Here is a 16,988-nt window from a genome sequence, read left to right as displayed (position 1 = left end):
AAGCATCGATCTGTTGCACAATACGCCCCGAACCGTTTTCCTCAGGATGTTCAATGTTTAGATCATTTCCCATGCGTGTTGTCGGGCTGGCGTTGGTGCTGGGTGCTGCTGCCGGCTGTTCGTCGAAGAAACCCGCCATCTACGAGCATGAGAACTTCGATGACTCCGGAACGTTTTCACGCAATTACCCGGTAACGGATGCGCAAAGCTGCGAAGCCGCTCGTCGGGCTCTGCTGAGCCAGGGCTATATCATCACCAGCAGCGATCCAAAACTGGTGAGTGGCCACAAGAGCTTTCAGCAGACTGGCGAAACCCACATGGAGATCAGCTTCAGTGTGGTGTGTGCCGATGACGGTAGCGAAGGGCACCATGCGACGATGTTCGCCAACGCCCTGCAGGACCGTTATGCCTTGAAGAAGACCAACAACTCCGCCAGCCTGGGCGTTGGTGTGTTGGGTTCGGTGTCGATGCCGATCGGTTCGTCCGATGACTCGATGGTCAAGGTGGCCAGCGAGACGGTATCGTCCGCCAAGTTCTACGAACGCTTTTTTGCCTTGGTCGAGCTGTTCCTGCCACCGGAAGCAAAAAAAGCCGCGCACATTCCGGAAAAGCCGAAAACCGATCTGGGCATGCCTGAAACCAAGGCCGCGCCGGCAGCATTGGCACCGACAACAACACCAGCGGCAACCTCAGCCCCCGCCGCCGAGCCGGCACCCGCCGCCGCACCGGTAGCGGAACCTGCGGTCGAGCCCACCCCGGCAGCTTCAGAGCCAGTCGCACCACCGGCCGACGCGGCGCCGATCACGCCGGTTGAAACCAGCGAACCTGCGCCGGCTACGCAAGAAACTGTTACACCACCACCTCAATCGGACCTGCCGCCTCCCAGCGAACCGATCCCGGCCATGCCCCAGTAACCTCCAGATAAAATGATCCGCGTCACCCAGGCCGCAGTTCTGCGGCCTGTCTCGAAAAATACCTGCGATAAATTCCTCGACCCCTGCTACGTTTTATTGAGGAGTTGCCGAGCGGTCGTGCCTGCGTCATTTTTCTTTCATGCGGGCACTTTATGCTGCAAGCGCTGGTCATTTATTCAGGCATTTTTTTTAACGAGCAGTGAGGGACGTAACAATGGACGAATATCAAGAAGAACTGCTCGAGTATCAGGCATTTGAACTCGACCCGCTGGAACCTGCTGAAGACGCGACCGAGCTCTAGGCGTCAGGCGGATTGGCGATGGCTTCGGCGAAACTCGCCGGGGGTCTGGCCGCTCCAGCGTTTGAACGCCCGCTGAAAGGCTTCGGCTGAAGCGAAGCCCAGCAGATAGGCGATTTCCCCGAATGCCAGTTCGGTGTCACGAATGTAGGTCATGGCCAAGTCGCGACGGGTGTCGTTGAGGATTGCGCGAAATTGCGTGCCTTCCTCGGCAAGCTTGCGCCGCAAGGTCCAGGTGGGCAGCTTCAGGCGCGCCGCCACTTCCTCCAGGTCGGGTTCCCGGCCACCATTCAACAACGGCCCCAGCAGCTGAGTGATGCGTTCACGCAGGCTGCGAGTGCGGGTCAATTGTTCCAGTTCCCGTTCGCACAGCTGCAACAGGTGGCGCCAGGTGCTGGGGCAGTGCTCCGGGTTGCGCTGGCCGAGACTGGCGAGGCTCAGGCGCAACTGGTTATGTTCGCTGCCAAACTGAATGGGGCAGTCACCCAGCTGTGCATAAGCCTGAGCGTAATCTGGCGTGTCGAACTCGACCTCGATGCGTTCGGCGCGCAACGGGGCAGGGCTGAGGCTCGACAGCTGATGCAACCAGCCAGAGATGATCGAATCCACCACGAAGCGGTTATAGCTGTTGTAGGGGCTGATGGAATAGAACCGCAACCATGCTCCCTTGGCGTCCTCGTGAAAGCTCGACTGGCCACGATAATTGGACCCGTACAAGGCTTCAAAACGAATTAGGCAACGTGCGCCTTCACGCACAGTCGGCGCCTGTGCGGCAGTGATGCCTGCCAGCCCGGCCTGACTCAGGCGACTGAGCTGGCCCATGCGCAGGCCCAGCGCGGGATTAGCGGTCAGTTGAATGGCGCTGTGGCCCAGGCGCATGTAGCGCGGAATCGATAATCGAGCCCCGGCTTCGCTCAAGCGGGCGGCGTCCAGGCCGTACTGTTCGAGCAGGGGTTGCGGGTCAAGGTCGTGGCTACGCACCGCATCGGCCAAACTGTGGACGAAGCCCACCGACAGGTCCCCAAGGCGCATCGGCCGCGGTTTCATGGCTTACAACCAAAGGTTCAGCAGTCGCGCGCCACGGGCATCACCGTCGGCGAAATGCTGGCCGTTGCTGCTGAGGAAGCTATGACCGGCGCTGCCTTTGTCCCAGAACTGACCACGCAGGAACACGCTCATGCCGCCAATGGCCTGGCTGCTCGGCGGTTGCGCGGTCAGCGTCAGACGTTGCCACGCCTGACCTTCACTGAGCTCACCGGCCTTGAGACTGACCGAGCTGGGAGTCGCCAGGCCCTTGTAGCCGCGCCATGGTTTATCCCACGCCCCGCGGCCGGCGACATAGGCCGGCACGGCAACCAGTTGCGCGTGCTGTTCGTTGAGCTTGCGGTAGTTGTCCGGGTACCAGCTGTCACTGCCGATCAACACGCCCAGGCGTCCAGCCGGAGTGTCGACGACATTCATCGCGTGCTCGCCGTTGGCAGCGAGCACATCACTCTGATCAAACACGGGGTGGATCTGCCGTTGCGGCTGGCCAATCGGCAATCCGTCGCGACCAAATACCACGCTGCTGTTGAACAGCGCGCCATGGCCGATTTTCAACCTGCCGTCGATCACGCTGGGTTCCGGCAGCACGATGGAGCCGGCGACCAGGGTCACCTTGAATTCTTTAGCCAGGCCACCGAACAGCGCCTGATAGTCCTTGGCCATACCCTTGGCCTTCATGCGCAGATGCGCGTCGTCCAGACGGTTCTCACCTTCGGCGCTGATCCACGCCCGGGCGAACTTCAAGGGGTTACTCGCCGCCAGCCAGTTCATCGCTTCTTTCAGCGTGGTGGCCTGGTACAGCTCGTCCTTTTCGCCACTCACCATCAGCCAGGTGCCGACGTGTTCCGGCAGCACGACGATGGTTTTATCGTTGAGCAGGCCCTGTGCCTGGGCTTTTTGCAGATAGGCCGCGAGTTTGCGATGCAGGCGCGCCGGGCTCTGATAGTCAGTAGGGAACAGTTCGGGCTGAATGCCCAGCAGGTTGCCCTGATTACCCGGGGTGCCCTGGTCAACGGCGAGATCGATGCGCAGGTCGGAGAGGTAATGCCCCACCGGACGGTCTGCGGCCCACATTGCGTAGGTCGTGAGGGCGGCAATCAATGCCATGGAGAAGGTCAGGTACAGAAGTTTGCGCATGGGAAAACAGTCAACAGCCGCGTGCAGGGTTTACGATTTTGCATTAATAAGCTGCTCGGTTCTACCGTAAAGGACCAGTCGTTCATTAATGCTGATTCAACAATCCCGGGGTACTGGCATATTTGATTGCGGTTTTTTGTTATTTGAAATAATACAAATAGCAACATTCAAGAGTATTTCACTGAGCTGCGATTCACGGGTTTCCAAGGCGTACCAATGCGTCTGGCCAAATAAAACTAAAATGATTGCACTGGTGCTTGGGCAAGATTCCCCGGCGGGCTTGCTGGCGCTGCGGTTAAGCTCGGCGATGATGTTGCGCAACACGGATGAGTAAGTGTTTTTCAGCTGGATGATCCGCAGCTGCTGTTGTTGATCAAGATTGGCAAACTCGTGGGTAATCAGCGTCAATCGGTATTTTTCATTCAGATTAAAAGCCGTGAAGGCTTGAATGAACAGGTTCAAGCGCTTGCCAGGGCTACGTATTCCTTTGATTCGTCCCACAGTATCGGACAATAGATCCGTTAATGCGGACTCTATCAACTCGTATAACAGCGACTGTTTATTCTCGAAGTGATGATAGAGCGATCCGGCATGCAGCCCGACATGGCTCGCCAGATCGCGTAAACCTATGGCCTGGAAACCCCGGGTGGCGAAGAGTTCCAGGGCGGCGTCGAGCAGGCGGTCGCGGGCGCTATGGAGTGGACTGGCTAAGGCGTTAGTGGCGGGCATATGAATTCGTCATCTGGAGAAAACAACGGAGTGGGCAAATTACTCAGCATGGCGATAGCCCGTTGCGCGCGCGTGATGCGCGGTACGCATCAGCAACAACACCGAGAAAATCACCGGCAGGTTGACCAGCAACAGCGCGTACCGCAGTGATTGCTGGCCCAACACAGGTTGCAGCATGTCACTGAACAACCCGGTCATCAGCGGGCCGACACCCACTCCTAAAAGCGTGCTGATGATGGTCTGCAAGGCCATGGCGCTACCCCGTCGATTGGCCGGCACCAGCTGCGTAACCAAGTTGTATGAAGGGGCGACCCACCACACGGCAAAAAAGGCATACAGGGCACACCAGAGCATGGCCACTGGAATCGGTACATCACCCAGGTGCATCAGCAGGGCATCGGACCAGAGCAGATAAGGGGCCAGCGCGCAGAGACCGAGCAGGTGGCCGAGTATTGGAATGGACACTTGCCAGTGTGGATGGCGGCGGCACAGGCGGTCGCTCAACCAGCCACTGAACAGGCCGCCGGTGCCAGCGCAGACACCGCAAACTACGCCCACCAGGAGTCCGGCATGTTGCAGCGACAAGCCGTGGGAGCGCATCAGGAAACTGGTGTTCCACATGGCAATGGCATAGGCGCTCAAGGTGGTCAGGCCGCCGGCAAGAATCAGGCAACGGTAGGCAGGCAAGGCCCACAACTTGCGGGCTTCGGCGCCCATGCTCAGCAGTGCAGGTTGTGTATGGGGCTGTGGGGCAAGGTCCCAGCGGCCACGCTTAGGCTCGCGCACAAAAAAACCAAGAATCGCGCTGAACGCCAGGCCCGGCAGGGCCAGGGCAATGAAGCCGCTGCGCCAGCCGTAGTGCTGGACTACCCAGGCGCCAATGCTCAAGCCGACGATCGAGGAAAACGTCGGTGCTGCGGTAAAACAACTGATGGCGAAAGAGCGCCGTTGTGGCGGATACAGATCGGCGATCAACGACAGCGACGCCGATGTGGTCGGCGATTCGCTGACGGCCACCAGCATCCGTGCCACGGCCAGCGCCATGAAGCTGCCAGCCAACCCGCAGGCCATGGTCGCGACGGCCCAGAGCAGGCAAGACATCGCCAGCAGGCGCGTACGCGGCATGCGATCGACCAGCCGGCCCGCTGGCAACCCGACCAGCGCATAAACCGACGCAAACGCCAGCCCCGAGATCAGCCCGATTGCAGTATCGCTGATAGCGAATTCGGCTTTGATCGGTTCGACCATCACCGCGAGTATCTGCCTGCCGACAAAATTGTCGGCAAACACCAGGGCCAACAGCACCAGCAAGCCGTGGCTGCCCCAGCCGACCGTGGCCGGTGGCAACACGCCTGCGCGAGCGGTCATCGCGGAGCCCACAAATCCGGCAAGCCGGGGTCACTGACGACAATCGCGCGCTTGAGCAAAACTTTCAGGGCTTGGGCGTCGGCAGCTCCCAACTTGGCCGAGAGGTCTTCTTCAACGGCCTTGGCCAACGCCAGTTGGTGCAATGACACTTCACGGCCCTGGGCCGTAAGAACGAAGCGCAGCGACTCAGCCGAACCCTCGAACGCCACCAGGCGCTGGCGCTCGAGAAAACGCATGCTGGCCAGCGTCACTTCGCGACCGGTGTATGTCACGAAAGTATTGATTTCATCGAGCGTCATGTTGTCGCGAATGCACAGGATCGACAGGATAAAAAACGTTTGTTCGTCCAGTTGCTGACTGTTCAACAGTTGCCGCAGCGCATTGAGCGCCTGGTAGTGGGCGCGCCCCAGCAGGTAGCCGAGCAGGTCCTCGGTGTAGCTGCATTCGGGTGGCGGCGGTGTGGTCGCCAGGCGCAGTTCGCTGCGTGGCTTGCGTGTCGCCAGGGCGTATTGACCGCTCTGGAACGCTAGCGGGGGACGGTCGCTGTGATCGAAGGCGAGGACTTCGCCGACAAAGATCACGTGATCGCCGCCTTCGTACTGGAACGCCGTGCGGCACTGGAAACGCGCCGTGCAATCCTGCAGCAGCGGTGCGGCACTGACGCCGCTGTCCAGTTCGATTTCGGCGAACTTGTTTTCGCCCTGGGTGGCGAAGCGTCCCGACAGGGTCTCCTGCTCGGTGGACAGCACGTGCACGTTCCAGTGCTTGCCGCTGCTGAAAATCGGCAGGCTGCGCGCTTGTTTGGACAGGCTCCAGAGCACCAGTGGCGGGTTGAGTGATACCGAATTGAAGCTGTTGGCAGTAATGCCTACCGGCGAGCCGTCTTCGGTGTGGGTGGTGATGATCGTGACCCCGGTAGTGAACGTGCCGAGCGCGGCACGAAATGCCTGGGGATCGAAGCTGGTGTTTTGCATTGCCATGACTGGCCTCATGGAGTGGGGATTTTCGTATGGCCAGTATTGAGTGAATGCGCGGGCTGAACATCGTCTCAACGGACTAACACTAATGCAGCAACCTCGTCCGATTGGACGAGGCGCGGCAGCGGTTCGCGCAGCTAGGGTGGCGCCAGGCGCATCGGGCGCTCACCGGCCATCGAGCCAACCTGCAAGGGGATAACAATGAGTTCAGACACGTCTTCTGTCCAAGTCCTTTCCAGCCTGCTGGCGCAACAGCAAAGCGCCTTTGCCAGTGCCGGCAGCGTCAGCGCCGAAACCCGTCGCCAGCGTCTGCAGCAAGTCATCGACCTGTTGGTCGACAATCATGCGGCGCTGACCACGGCGATCGATCAGGACTTTGGCGGGCGGCCTGCCGGTTTTTCCTTGATGAATGATGTGCTTGGTTCCCTCGCTTCCCTCAAGTACGCCCGTGACCATCTGCAGGAGTGGATGCAGGACGAGCCGCGCGAAATGTTTTCTCCCTATGACCAGCTCGGCGCCCGGGCCTGGGTCATGCATCAGCCCAAAGGCACGGTGGGCATCATGGGCACCTGGAACGCGCCGCTGTATACCTTGTTCAGCCCGCTGGCCTCGGCGCTTGCCGCCGGTAACCGGGCGATTCTCAAACCTTCGGAAGTGGTGCCGCGCACGGCCGAGCTGGTGGCGCAACTGTGTGCCCGGCACATGGATCCGCTGGTGGTCGCGGTGGTGAATGGCGGGCAGGCACTGGGTGAAGCTTTCAGCAGCCAGCCTTTCGACCACCTGGTGTTCACCGGCGGCACGGCGATAGGTCGGCACATCATGGGCAACGCTGCAAAAAACCTGGTGCCGGTCACCCTGGAGCTGGGTGGCAAGTCACCGGTGATCGTTTCGCGCACTGCCGACCTGAACAAGGTTGCGTTCAGCATTGCGGCGGGCAAGTCCACCAATGCCGGGCAGATCTGCATCAATCCGGACCTGGTCTACGTGCCCAAGGCTCAACTGGAATCGTTCCTCGATGCCCTGCGCGGGGCTTACCGCGACCTCAATCCGACGGTGGTCGGCAACCCGGACGTGGTCGCGGTAGTCAACCAGCGCCACCTCGATCGGGTCGAAGGCCTGGTGCGCGACGCCGAGTCACGCGGTGCCCGCATCGAGTGCCTGCCAGAACCGTTGCCGGTGGCTGCACAAGAGCGTCGTCGGCCGTTGCGGGTGGTGGTTGATCCGGCCTCGGACAGCCTGATCATGCAAGAAGAAATCTTTGGCCCGGCCATGGTGGTGCTCAGCTATGGCGACCTCGATCAGGTGATCGCGCAAATCAACGCACGGCCACATCCCCTGGCGCTGTATTACTTTGGCGAGGACGCACAGGAGCAACGTCACGTATTGGAAAACACCGTGTCCGGCGGGGTCACCATCAACGACGTGATGATGCACGCGGCCCTGCATGATGCGCCGTTCGGTGGAATCGGTGCCTCGGGCATGGGCCACTACCATGGCCGTGAAGGCTTTCTCGAATTCAGTCACATGCGCACCGTGTTCAAGGCGCCAGCTCACGACCCGCGCCGCGAGTGGGGGCTGCTGCCGCCGTATGGCGAGCACTACCTGGCGACCATGTTGGCCGGGGTCACTCGCGACTGACGTCAGCTCAGGGTTTCCCGAAGCAACAGTGCACTTCGCAAAATAACAATCAACCAGGGCGCGAGCATTACCATGGATAACCACGAGTCCGCACCACTCAATTCCATCACCGACTGGCCGCGCCGCAGCGTGCTCAAGGCCGGTGCCGTCGCAATCGGCGTCGGCCTTCTGGGGCGTTTTGCCGACGCCCGCGCGCAGGGGCTTGCGGCCAGCGACTATCAGTCGATGGACGCCTGGGCCATGAGCCAGGCCATCCGCAGTGGCGAGTTGAGCGCCGAAGATCTGTTGGCCGCGGCGCTGTCCCGTTACAACGAGGTCAATGCCCGGATCAACGCCGTGAACATGCTGCATGAGGACTACGCGCGCACATTGCTGGCGCAGCGCCGCGCTGCCGGCAGCCATGACCAGGGCTCCCTCGCGGGTGTGCCGTTGCTGTTCAAGGACTTGAACACCTCGCTGCAGGGCACGATCACCAGTAACGGCAGCCGGTTTTTCAAGGATTCACCCGCCGCCGCCCGCACCAGTACCTTGATCGCCCGCTATCAACAGGCCGGGGCGGTGCCGTTCGGCAAGACCACGTCCCCCGAGTTCGGCTTGACCACCACCACTGAGTCCCTGGCCTGGGGCCAGACACACAACCCCTGGAACCTGGCCATGAGTGCCGGCGGATCCTCCGGTGGCTCGGCGGCTGCAGTAGCGGCGGGGATCGTTCCCGTGGCGCACGCCACCGATGGCGGCGGCTCGATCCGGATTCCGGCTTCGTACTGCGGCGTGGTCGGGCTCAAGCCCAGCCGTTATCGCACCCCCAGCGGGCCGCTGCATTTTGAAGGCGCGTTTGGCGCCAGCGTGGCCAATGTCGTGTCGCGCACCGTGCGCGATACCGCGTTGTTTCTCGATGCCGGCCAAGGCCACGAAGCGGGCAGTGCTTACTGGTGCCCGCCGCTGGTCCGGCCCTATGTGGAAGAACTGCAACGTGATCCGGGCAAACTGCGCGTCGCCGTGGTGCGCCAATCACTGACTGGTGCACCACTGGAGCCGGCCATTGCCGCCACGCTCGAACAGACCATCAAGCAACTGCTGGCCCTCGGGCATGAGGTGGATGAGTTGAGCCTGAACGTCGATCCGCGCCAGTTGTTCGGCGCCCATGGCACGGCGCTCGGCACGGCCTTGCGCGTGCAGATCCACGAACGCGAACAGGTGCTTGGACGGGCTGTGACTGCAGCGGATCTGGAAAAGATCACCCTGGTCAACCTGGAACGCTCCAAAGGCACCAGTGGCGCAGACCTGTTCCGCGCGCGGCAGGCGTTCGAAAGTGTCAGCGCCATCATGGAACGGCACTTCGAACGTTTTGACGTGATCCTGTCACCCGTCACCGGCAGCCTGACCCCGCAACTCGGCCTGTTGTCCCTTGACCAGCCCTGGGACAGCTACGCCCACCACGCAATGGGCAGCGCCGGCTTCACCGTGGTCGCCAACGTCAGCGGCCAGCCGGCTATCTCCCTGCCTTTGGGCCAGAGCGACAACGGCTTGCCGGTGGGCATGATGTTCACCGCGCAACTGGGCGGGGAGGACGTGCTGCTGCGTCTGGCCAGCCAGCTGGAACAGGCTCACCCATGGGCCGCGAAACGCGCCTCTGTATAACCCAAACCCCGCTGCGTCGGCGGCGGTTTTCTGACCTCAGCTAATGGCATAACAACAATGACGGCTCAAGTTCAGTCTCAGACCCACTACGACGTAATTGTCGTCGGTTCGGGCGCAGGTGCGATGACTTCGGCGGTGTTCCTCGCCGACCAGGGTTTAAGCGTACTGGTGGTGGAAAAAAGCGCTCAGTACGGCGGCACTTCGGCAATCTCCGGGGGCGGCATCTGGATTCCCAACAACCACTACTTCTCCCGCATCAGCAGCAACGACAGCTATGCCTCGGCGCTGACCTACCTGAAAGCGGCGGCAGGCGAGCATGTGGATGAAGTGCGGCTGCGTGCCTATCTGGATAACGCGCCAAAGATGATCGAAGCGCTCACCCGCATCAGCCGGGTGCGTTACGCAGTTGCCGCCAAGTACCCTGATTATTATCCGCACCTGCCGGGTTCCCTCGCGGGAGGGCGAACGCTGGACCCGGAGCTGTTCGACACCAGCCTGCTGGGTGACGAACTGGCGAACTTACGCAAGCCGTCGCCTTCAACCCTGTTGATGGGATGCATCGCCTGGACTGCGCGAGACGCGCACAAGGTCATGGCGCGCAGTTTCGGCTGGCGCCTGCTGATCATGAAACTGATGCTGCGTTACAAGCTGGACTTCAGCTGGCGGCGCAAGAGCAAGAGCAAGATCGACCGTCGCGCCTCCCTGGGCAGTTCGCTGGTCGCTTCGTTGCGCCGCTCGCTGATGGACCGCAACGTGCCGCTATGGCTCAACACCGATTTTTCCGCGCTGATCACTGACAACGGTAGGGTGAGTGGCATTACCGTGCAGCGTGACGGCAGTGAACGGCAACTGTACGCGCGCCACGGGGTGATCCTCGCCTCGGGTGGCTTCGAACAGAACCAGTCCCTGCGTGACCAGTACTTGCCCAAACCCAGTCGCAAGGCCTGGAGCGCGACACCGCCGGGCAACAACACCGGCGCGGCGCTCATCGCCGGCATTGAGCAAGGGGCGGCGACCGCGTTGCTGGATTGGGCCTGGTGGGCGCCGACGATCGCCGTACCCGGGGAAGAAAAACCCCGGGGGATCTTCGCCGAGCGCGCATTCCCCGGCGCGATCGTGGTCAATGGCCTTGGGCAGCGCTTTGTCAACGAAGCGGCACCGTACCTGGAGTTCGTCGATGCCATGCATCAGGACAATCAGAAGACCGGCGGAAGGTCAGTGCCGGCCTGGGTGATTTTTGATGCCAGCTTCCGTTTCAACTATGCCATGGGCCCGTTGATGCCTGGCCAGATCATGCCCGACAGCCGCCTGCGCAAGGAGTGGCTGAACAACCTGTATTGGAAGGACGACACCCTGGCGGGCCTGGCCCGGCAGATCGGCATTGACCCCGCGGGTCTGGAAACCACGGCGGACAAGATCAACCGTTATGCCGATTCCGGCGTGGACCTGGACTTCGCCCGGGGCGGCAATGTCTTCGACCGGTACTACGGGGACAGCAACGTCAAGCCGAACCCCTGCCTGGCACCCCTGCGCAAGGGCCCGTTTTACGCCATGCGCCTGGATGCCGGAGACATCGGCACCAAGGGTGGCCTGCTGACCAATGAGCATGCCCAGGTGGTGCGCGAGGACGGCACGGCCATTGACGGGTTGTACGCCATTGGCAACTGTTCGGCGTCGGTGATGGGCACCAGCTATCCCGGTGCCGGCGGCACCCTGGGGCCGGCGATGACCTTCGCTTATGTCGCTGCCAACCATTTGGCCCGCAAGTCCTAGGAGGGCAGATGTCCATTTCCGATAATCTCCCCAGCACCGACGTGCAGCCGCCCTTGCAGGTGGCTGACGGGGAAAGCGTGCACTGGGACGAGCAATGCGATGTGCTGGTGGTTGGCTGGGGCGCGGCCGGTGCTTGCGCGGCGCTCGAAGCTCGCGCTCAGGGCGCCGATGTGCTGATTGCCGACCGTTTCACGGGTGGTGGTGCCAGCGCCAAGAGTGGCGGGGTGGTGTACGCCGGTGGCGGCACTCGCCATCAACAGGCGGCGGGGTTCAACGACAGCCCCGAAGCCATGCTCGATTACCTGCGGCACGAAACGCAGAACGTGGTCAGCGACGAGACTCTGCGCCGGTTTTGCACGGACAGCGTCCGCAACCTTGAATGGCTGGAAAGCCACGGCGCCCCCTACTCACATCAGATGCCGCCGGGCGGCAAAACGTCGTACCCGCAAGACGGCTACTTCCTCTACTACTCGGGCAATGAACTGGTGCCCGCTCATGGCGGCCCTTTACCCCCCGCACCACGGGGTCACCGCACCGTCGGCAAAGGCCAGGGCGGAGCAGTGCTGTATGCCCATCTCAAGGCCGCGTGCCTGAAAGCCGGAGCGCGTGCGCTGTTGCAGGCGGCAGCGCGGCGACTGGTGGTGGATTCGCAGGGGCGCGTGCTCGGTGTCGAGTTCTGGTGTCTGCCCGAAGGCAGCAAAGAAGCGCAGCTGCATGCGCGACTGGCGGCCCGCGCCGAACGCTTGCAGAATTTCGCACCGGGCTATTGCAACAAACTGCGGGCAAAGGTCTGCCAGCTCGAACGCGATTTCGCCCGTCCGCGGCGAGTGCGGGCGCGCGACGGGGTGATCCTGAGCACCGGCGGTTTCATCTTCAATCGCCAGTTGCTGGAGCAGCATGCGCCGAAGTTCCGGCGCAACTTCAAGGTCGGCGCGACCGGCTGCGATGGTAGCGGTTTACGCCTGGGGGCCAGTGTCGGCGGCCAGGGGCGTGGGCTCGAACGGGTATCGGCCTGGCGTTTCCTCAACCCGCCATACAGTTGGCACAAAGGCATCGTGGTCAATCGCGAGGGGCGGCGCTTCTGCAATGAGGAAGTCTATGGCGCCACGCTGGGTCAGCCCTTGATGGAAGAGCAGGGCGGCAAAGCCTGGCTGATACTGGATGCGCCGTTGCGCAGGAAAGCCATTCGCGAGGCGTTGTTCGGTGGTTACTGGTGGTTCCAGAGCTTTCCGGCCCTGGCGCTGATGCTGTTCAAGGTGCGCAAGGGCAAGAGCCTGACGGAGCTGGCCAGCGCAACGTCCATGGACCCCGCGGTGCTGCGTGACTCGGTGCTGGCGGCCAACGCCGCCGCCCGTGGCGAAGCGCCGGAGCCGTTTGGCAAGTCTGAAGGTGGGCGCCAGGTGCTCGATCAGGGGCCGTTCTATGCCTGTGATATCTCCGTGACCAACCCGGTGTTTCCGCTGGGAGCGCTGACGCTCGGCGGGCTGCGGGTGGACGAGCGCAGCGGCGCGGTACTGGATGAGCAGGGCCAGGCAATCGCCGGTTTGTATGCAGCCGGCCGCAGTGCCCTGGGCATTCCTTCGCACTTGTACATCAGCGGCCTGTCCCTGGCCGACTGTGTATTTTCCGGCCGCCGTGCCGGCGCCGCTGTCGCCCGCAGACAGGGTCAACCAGCGCAGCCGATCCACGAGAACGTGATGTAGGAGCCCGGCTTGCCGGCGATGGCGATCTCACGGCCGCCATCGCCGGCAAGCCAGGCTCCTACGGATTTTGCGGGCGCCTCGGGTTACATGCCATGCCCAAACATTGTAGGAGTCCGGCTTGCCGGCGATAACGATTTCACGGCCGCCATCGCCGGCAAGCCAGGCTCCTACGGGTTTTGCGGGCGCCTCGGGTTACATGCCATGCCCAAACATTGTAGGAGTCCGGCTTGCCGGCGATGGCGATCTCGCGGGCGCCATCGCCGGCAAGCCGGGCTCCTACGGATTTTGCGGGCGCCTCGGGTTACATGCCATGCCCAAACATTGTAGGAGCTCGGCTTGCCGGCGATGGTGATCTCACGGCCGCCATCGCCGGCAAGCCAAGCTCCTACGGGTTTTGCGGGTGCCTCGGGTTACATGCCATGCCCAAACATTGTAGGAGTCCGGCTTGCCGGCGATGGCGATCTCGCGGGCGCCATCGCCGGCAAGCCAGGCTCCTACGGGTTTTGCGGGCGCCTCGGGTTACATGCCATGTCCAAACATTGTAGGAGTCCGGCTTGCCGGCGATGGCGATCTCACGGCCGCCATCGCCGGCAAGCCAGGCTCCTACGGGTTTTGCGGGCGCCTCGGGTTACATGCCATGTCCAAACTTGTAGGAGCCAGGCTTGCCGGCGATAACGATTTCACGGCCGCCATCGCCGGCAAGCCAGGCTCCTACGGATTTTGCGGGCGCCTCGGGTTACATGCCATGCCCAAACATTGTAGGAGCTCGGCTTGCCGGCGATGGCGATCTCGCGGGCGCCATCGCCGGCAAGCCAGGCTCCTACGGGTTTTGCGGGCGCCTCGGGTTACATGCCATGCCAAACATTGTAGGAGCCCGGCTTGCCGGCGATGGCGATCTCGCGGCCGCCATCGCCGGCAAGCCAGGCTCCTACGGGATTATGTGCAACGCCGAAAAATTTAATGCCCTTCGAATTGCGCCGGGCGCTTGTCGATAAATGCCTGCATCCCTTCTTTCTGATCCCGCGAGGCGAACAACAGCGCATTGGCCTTGCGCTCCAGCGCCAGGCCGGCCTCGAGGGGCGCATCCATGCCGGCGAGAATCACTTCCTTGATTTGCTCCGCGGCCAGCGCCGGCATGGCTGCGATGACTCGCGCCAGTTCCAGCGCATGGGCCTGCACCTGGTCATCGTCCACCAGGTCACTGATCAACCCCGACACCCAGGCCTCCTCGGCACTGATCGGCTGTCCGGTGAGTGCCATACGCATGGCCTTGACCTTGCCCACCGCGCGTACAAGCCGCTGGGTGCCGCCGATGCCGGGCATGATGCCGATGCGGATTTCCGGCTGGCAAAAACGCGCACTGCGCCCGGCGACGATCAGGTCGGCGTGCATCGCCAATTCACATCCGCCGCCATAGGCGTAACCGCACACGGCCGCGATCAGCGGTTTCGGGCAGTGCTGGATCGGCCCCCAGACGCGCTCGGTATGGCGCTTGTAGATATCGATGGCACCGACCCCAGCCATGCTGTTGATGTCGCCGCCGGCGGCGAACACTTTGTCACCGCCCGTCAGCACGATGCAGCGCACCTCGGGATCAATTGCCAGCTCGGTGAAATAACGCGACAGCAGTGCCTGCAACTCCAGGCTCAAGGCGTTGGTGGCGTGCGGGCGATTGAGTCGCAGCAACGCCACGCCGGGCAGTGGACGTTCGAGCAGAACCGGTGCTGCGGATGAGTCGGACATGGGCATCCTCGAATGCATGTAGGAGCGAGCTTGCTCGCGATGAACCTGAGAGCGCCGAAGGCCACCAGGCTCTGCGCAACCGACAAGCTGTAAATAGCGGCCAGTGTCCTGCTCACAAGGCTGAATTTTCATCGTCCGTTCAGACGTAGTTTGGCCCGCAGTTCGCCCCTAGAGTGATCCTTGTCAGTAGAAAAGGAGCACATGATGGAGCTGCATTCGGGTCTTGATTACAGCGGCAAGGTGGTGCTGATCACCGGTGGCACCAAAGGCATCGGCGCGGGTATCGCACTGGGGTTCCTGGCGGCGAATGCACGGGTGATCGTCTGTGCTCGGCGCGAACCGGAACAGGTGCCGACACTCGGTGGCAAGAGCGCAACCTTCATCGCTGCCGATGTGCGTGACCATGATTCCCTGCAACGCCTGTTCGCTGCCGTCGAGCGTGACTTCGGCCGTCTCGACGTGGTGATCAACAACGCCGGTGGTAGCCCGGCGGCCGAAGCGGCCACGGCCTCGCCGCGGTTTCATGAAAGCATCATCGGGCTGAACCTGATCGCGCCACTCAACGTCGCCCAGCACGCCAATCGCCTGATGCAGGCGCAGGTGCAAGGCGGCTGCATCGTCTTTATCGGCAGCATCAGTGCCCTGCGTTCCTCGCCAGGCACTGCCGCTTATGGTGCGGCCAAAGCCGGGGTGCTCGCCCTGGTGCAATCGCTGGCGGTGGAGTGGGGGCCGAAAGTGCGGGTGGTGACGGTCAGCCCGGGGCTGGTGCTGACCGAGCAGGCACATCTGCACTACGGCTCCGAGGCCGGTATCGCTGCAGTCGCGGCCGGTATTCCGGCGGCACGCATGGCAGTGGCCGAAGACATCGCCAATGCCTGCCTGTACATCGCATCACCGCTGGCCAGTTACGCCAGTGGTTGCAACCTGCTGTTGCATGGCGGTGGTGAACGTCCGGCATTTCTCGGTGCCGCGCAAGTTTTGCCCACCTGATCGACCTATTGCGGCGACCGGGTTCGGTGGCCGCCTTCAATGTGAAGGAGACGACTTTGGCTGATCCACAATTGCTATCCGATGCGCGCGCCCTGGTGGGGCGCCAATACGGCCGCGTGTACGCCTGGGACGAGGTCAACGCACCCATGATTCGCCAATGGTGCGAAGTCATGGGCGTGGACAACCCGGTCTACAGCGATCGCGATTTCGCCCTGGGCACCGCGCATGAAGGCTTGATCGCCCCGCCGGCCATGTTGCAGGTGTGGACCATGGAGGGCTTGCACGCCAACAACTATCCGCCTGGCTCGACCGACGAAAACCCTTACGAAGTACTCAAGATCATGGAGGCGCACGGCTACCTGTCAACGGTGGCCGTCAACTCCGAGCTGACGTTCAATCGGCCGCTGCGAGTAGGCGAAAAACTCTACTACACGACTCGCCTGGATGCGGTCAGCGACGAGAAAACCACGGCCCTGGGGACAGGTTTTTTCGTCACCCTGGTCATGAGCCATTTCGTCGAAAAAGCCGCTGGCGACGAACCGGTGGGCGAGTTGCTGTTTCGAGTATTCAAGTTCCGTGCGGCCAATGCCCAGGCGCCAGCCAAGGTGGAAACCGCAGCGGCCAAACCCCGTCGCCCGCTGCCGGGTATCAGCGATGACACGCGGTTTTTCTGGGAGGGCTGCGACCAGGGGCAATTGCTGATCCAGCGCTGCAGCGCCTGCCAGACCTTGCGTCATCCACCGGCACCGGTGTGTATCGAGTGCCACAGCTTCGATTGGGACACCGTGCAGGCCAGCGGCCGGGCCACCTTGTATTCGTTCGTGGTGATGCACTACCCCGAAGTGCCACCGTTTGATTACCCAAACCCCATCGGTCTGATCGAGTTGGCGGAGGGCGTGCGCCTGATCGCCGGGCTGGTCGGAATCGAACGCGAACAGCTGCGCATTGGCCAGCCATTACAGGTCGAGTTCCAGACCTTCGATGAGCAGTTGACCTTGCCGATGTTCCGCCCGGTAGAGGCATAGGAGCCACT

Annotated in this window: 13 protein-coding genes; 7 read left to right on the top strand and 6 right to left on the bottom strand. The window is 62.2% G+C overall.

What is annotated here, in order from left to right:
• Positions 1–53: 53 nt before the first annotated feature.
• Positions 54–914 carry a DUF2242 domain-containing protein gene (locus ORL50_RS22865; protein WP_266018252.1) on the top strand — a complete coding sequence of 287 codons (861 nt, stop codon included), beginning with the start codon at positions 54–56 and terminating at the stop codon, positions 912–914.
• A gap of 304 nt (positions 915–1,218) precedes the next feature.
• Here the strand turns inward: ORL50_RS22865 and ORL50_RS22860 are convergent, their stop codons facing one another.
• The 5 genes from ORL50_RS22860 to ORL50_RS22840 all read right to left on the bottom strand — a co-directional run bounded on the left by ORL50_RS22860 (position 1,219) and on the right by ORL50_RS22840 (position 6,470).
• A complete protein-coding gene (locus tag ORL50_RS22860; protein WP_266018250.1) occupies positions 1,219–2,259 on the bottom strand; it encodes an AraC family transcriptional regulator in 1,041 nt (346 codons plus the stop codon).
• Between the two features lie 3 nt (positions 2,260–2,262).
• Positions 2,263–3,393, bottom strand: coding sequence for a carbon-nitrogen hydrolase family protein (locus ORL50_RS22855; RefSeq protein WP_266018248.1), 1,131 nt, complete (start codon positions 3,391–3,393; stop codon positions 2,263–2,265).
• A gap of 96 nt (positions 3,394–3,489) precedes the next feature.
• On the bottom strand, positions 3,490–4,122 hold the full coding sequence (locus ORL50_RS22850; RefSeq protein WP_266018246.1) for a TetR/AcrR family transcriptional regulator: 633 nt from the start codon (positions 4,120–4,122) through the stop codon (positions 3,490–3,492).
• Between the two features lie 39 nt (positions 4,123–4,161).
• Positions 4,162–5,490: a spinster family MFS transporter gene (locus ORL50_RS22845; protein WP_266018245.1), complete on the bottom strand. Its 1,329-nt coding sequence runs from the start codon at positions 5,488–5,490 to the stop codon at positions 4,162–4,164.
• Positions 5,487–6,470, bottom strand: a complete 984-nt coding sequence (locus ORL50_RS22840; RefSeq protein WP_266018243.1) for a flavin reductase family protein — start codon at positions 6,468–6,470, stop codon at positions 5,487–5,489. The genes ORL50_RS22845 and ORL50_RS22840 overlap by 4 nt, the downstream gene beginning before the upstream one ends.
• 198 nt (positions 6,471–6,668) lie before the next feature.
• Here ORL50_RS22840 and ORL50_RS22835 point away from each other — a divergent pair, with 198 nt between their 5' ends.
• The 4 genes from ORL50_RS22835 to ORL50_RS22820 all read left to right on the top strand — a co-directional run bounded on the left by ORL50_RS22835 (position 6,669) and on the right by ORL50_RS22820 (position 13,222).
• Positions 6,669–8,105 carry a coniferyl aldehyde dehydrogenase gene (locus ORL50_RS22835; protein WP_266018241.1) on the top strand — a complete coding sequence of 479 codons (1,437 nt, stop codon included), beginning with the start codon at positions 6,669–6,671 and terminating at the stop codon, positions 8,103–8,105.
• A 72-nt stretch (positions 8,106–8,177) separates the two neighbouring features.
• On the top strand, positions 8,178–9,746 hold the full coding sequence (locus ORL50_RS22830; RefSeq protein WP_266018239.1) for an amidase: 1,569 nt from the start codon (positions 8,178–8,180) through the stop codon (positions 9,744–9,746).
• 57 nt (positions 9,747–9,803) lie between these two features.
• Complete coding sequence (locus ORL50_RS22825) at positions 9,804–11,519, top strand: FAD-binding protein (RefSeq protein WP_266018237.1); 1,716 nt, start codon at positions 9,804–9,806, stop codon at positions 11,517–11,519.
• A gap of 8 nt (positions 11,520–11,527) precedes the next feature.
• Positions 11,528–13,222 carry an FAD-binding protein gene (locus ORL50_RS22820; RefSeq protein WP_266018235.1) on the top strand — a complete coding sequence of 565 codons (1,695 nt, stop codon included), beginning with the start codon at positions 11,528–11,530 and terminating at the stop codon, positions 13,220–13,222.
• A gap of 957 nt (positions 13,223–14,179) precedes the next feature.
• Here ORL50_RS22820 and ORL50_RS22815 read toward each other — a convergent pair.
• A complete protein-coding gene (locus ORL50_RS22815; protein WP_266018234.1) occupies positions 14,180–14,965 on the bottom strand; it encodes an enoyl-CoA hydratase in 786 nt (261 codons plus the stop codon).
• A 204-nt stretch (positions 14,966–15,169) separates the two neighbouring features.
• Here ORL50_RS22815 and ORL50_RS22810 point away from each other — a divergent pair, with 204 nt between their 5' ends.
• Together ORL50_RS22810 and ORL50_RS22805 are read left to right on the top strand one after the other, a co-directional pair.
• Positions 15,170–15,955 carry an SDR family oxidoreductase gene (locus ORL50_RS22810; protein ID WP_266018232.1) on the top strand — a complete coding sequence of 262 codons (786 nt, stop codon included), beginning with the start codon at positions 15,170–15,172 and terminating at the stop codon, positions 15,953–15,955.
• 56 nt (positions 15,956–16,011) lie between these two features.
• Complete coding sequence (locus tag ORL50_RS22805; protein WP_266018230.1) at positions 16,012–16,980, top strand: bifunctional MaoC family dehydratase N-terminal/OB-fold nucleic acid binding domain-containing protein; 969 nt, start codon at positions 16,012–16,014, stop codon at positions 16,978–16,980.
• Positions 16,981–16,988 lie beyond the last annotated feature (8 nt).

It is taken from the genome of Pseudomonas sp. RIT-562, assembly GCF_026241895.1.
In the GTDB taxonomy this organism is placed as follows: Bacteria; Pseudomonadota; Gammaproteobacteria; order Pseudomonadales; family Pseudomonadaceae; genus Aquipseudomonas; species Aquipseudomonas mandelii_F.
This window is presented reverse-complemented; position numbering and strand designations above follow the sequence as displayed.

Excerpts from the sequence above, each read along its gene's own strand:
- ORL50_RS22865 (WP_266018252.1), top strand. The coding sequence starts at position 54 with ATGTTTAGATCATTTCCCATGCGTGTTGTCGGGCTGGCGTTGGTGCTG.
- ORL50_RS22860 (WP_266018250.1), bottom strand. The coding sequence starts at position 2,259 with ATGAAACCGCGGCCGATGCGCCTTGGGGACCTGTCGGTGGGCTTCGTC.
- ORL50_RS22855 (WP_266018248.1), bottom strand. The coding sequence starts at position 3,393 with ATGCGCAAACTTCTGTACCTGACCTTCTCCATGGCATTGATTGCCGCC.
- ORL50_RS22850 (WP_266018246.1), bottom strand. The coding sequence starts at position 4,122 with ATGCCCGCCACTAACGCCTTAGCCAGTCCACTCCATAGCGCCCGCGAC.
- ORL50_RS22845 (WP_266018245.1), bottom strand. The coding sequence starts at position 5,490 with ATGACCGCTCGCGCAGGCGTGTTGCCACCGGCCACGGTCGGCTGGGGC.
- ORL50_RS22840 (WP_266018243.1), bottom strand. The coding sequence starts at position 6,470 with ATGGCAATGCAAAACACCAGCTTCGATCCCCAGGCATTTCGTGCCGCG.
- ORL50_RS22835 (WP_266018241.1), top strand. The coding sequence starts at position 6,669 with ATGAGTTCAGACACGTCTTCTGTCCAAGTCCTTTCCAGCCTGCTGGCG.
- ORL50_RS22830 (WP_266018239.1), top strand. The coding sequence starts at position 8,178 with ATGGATAACCACGAGTCCGCACCACTCAATTCCATCACCGACTGGCCG.
- ORL50_RS22825 (WP_266018237.1), top strand. The coding sequence starts at position 9,804 with ATGACGGCTCAAGTTCAGTCTCAGACCCACTACGACGTAATTGTCGTC.
- ORL50_RS22820 (WP_266018235.1), top strand. The coding sequence starts at position 11,528 with ATGTCCATTTCCGATAATCTCCCCAGCACCGACGTGCAGCCGCCCTTG.
- ORL50_RS22815 (WP_266018234.1), bottom strand. The coding sequence starts at position 14,965 with ATGTCCGACTCATCCGCAGCACCGGTTCTGCTCGAACGTCCACTGCCC.
- ORL50_RS22810 (WP_266018232.1), top strand. The coding sequence starts at position 15,170 with ATGGAGCTGCATTCGGGTCTTGATTACAGCGGCAAGGTGGTGCTGATC.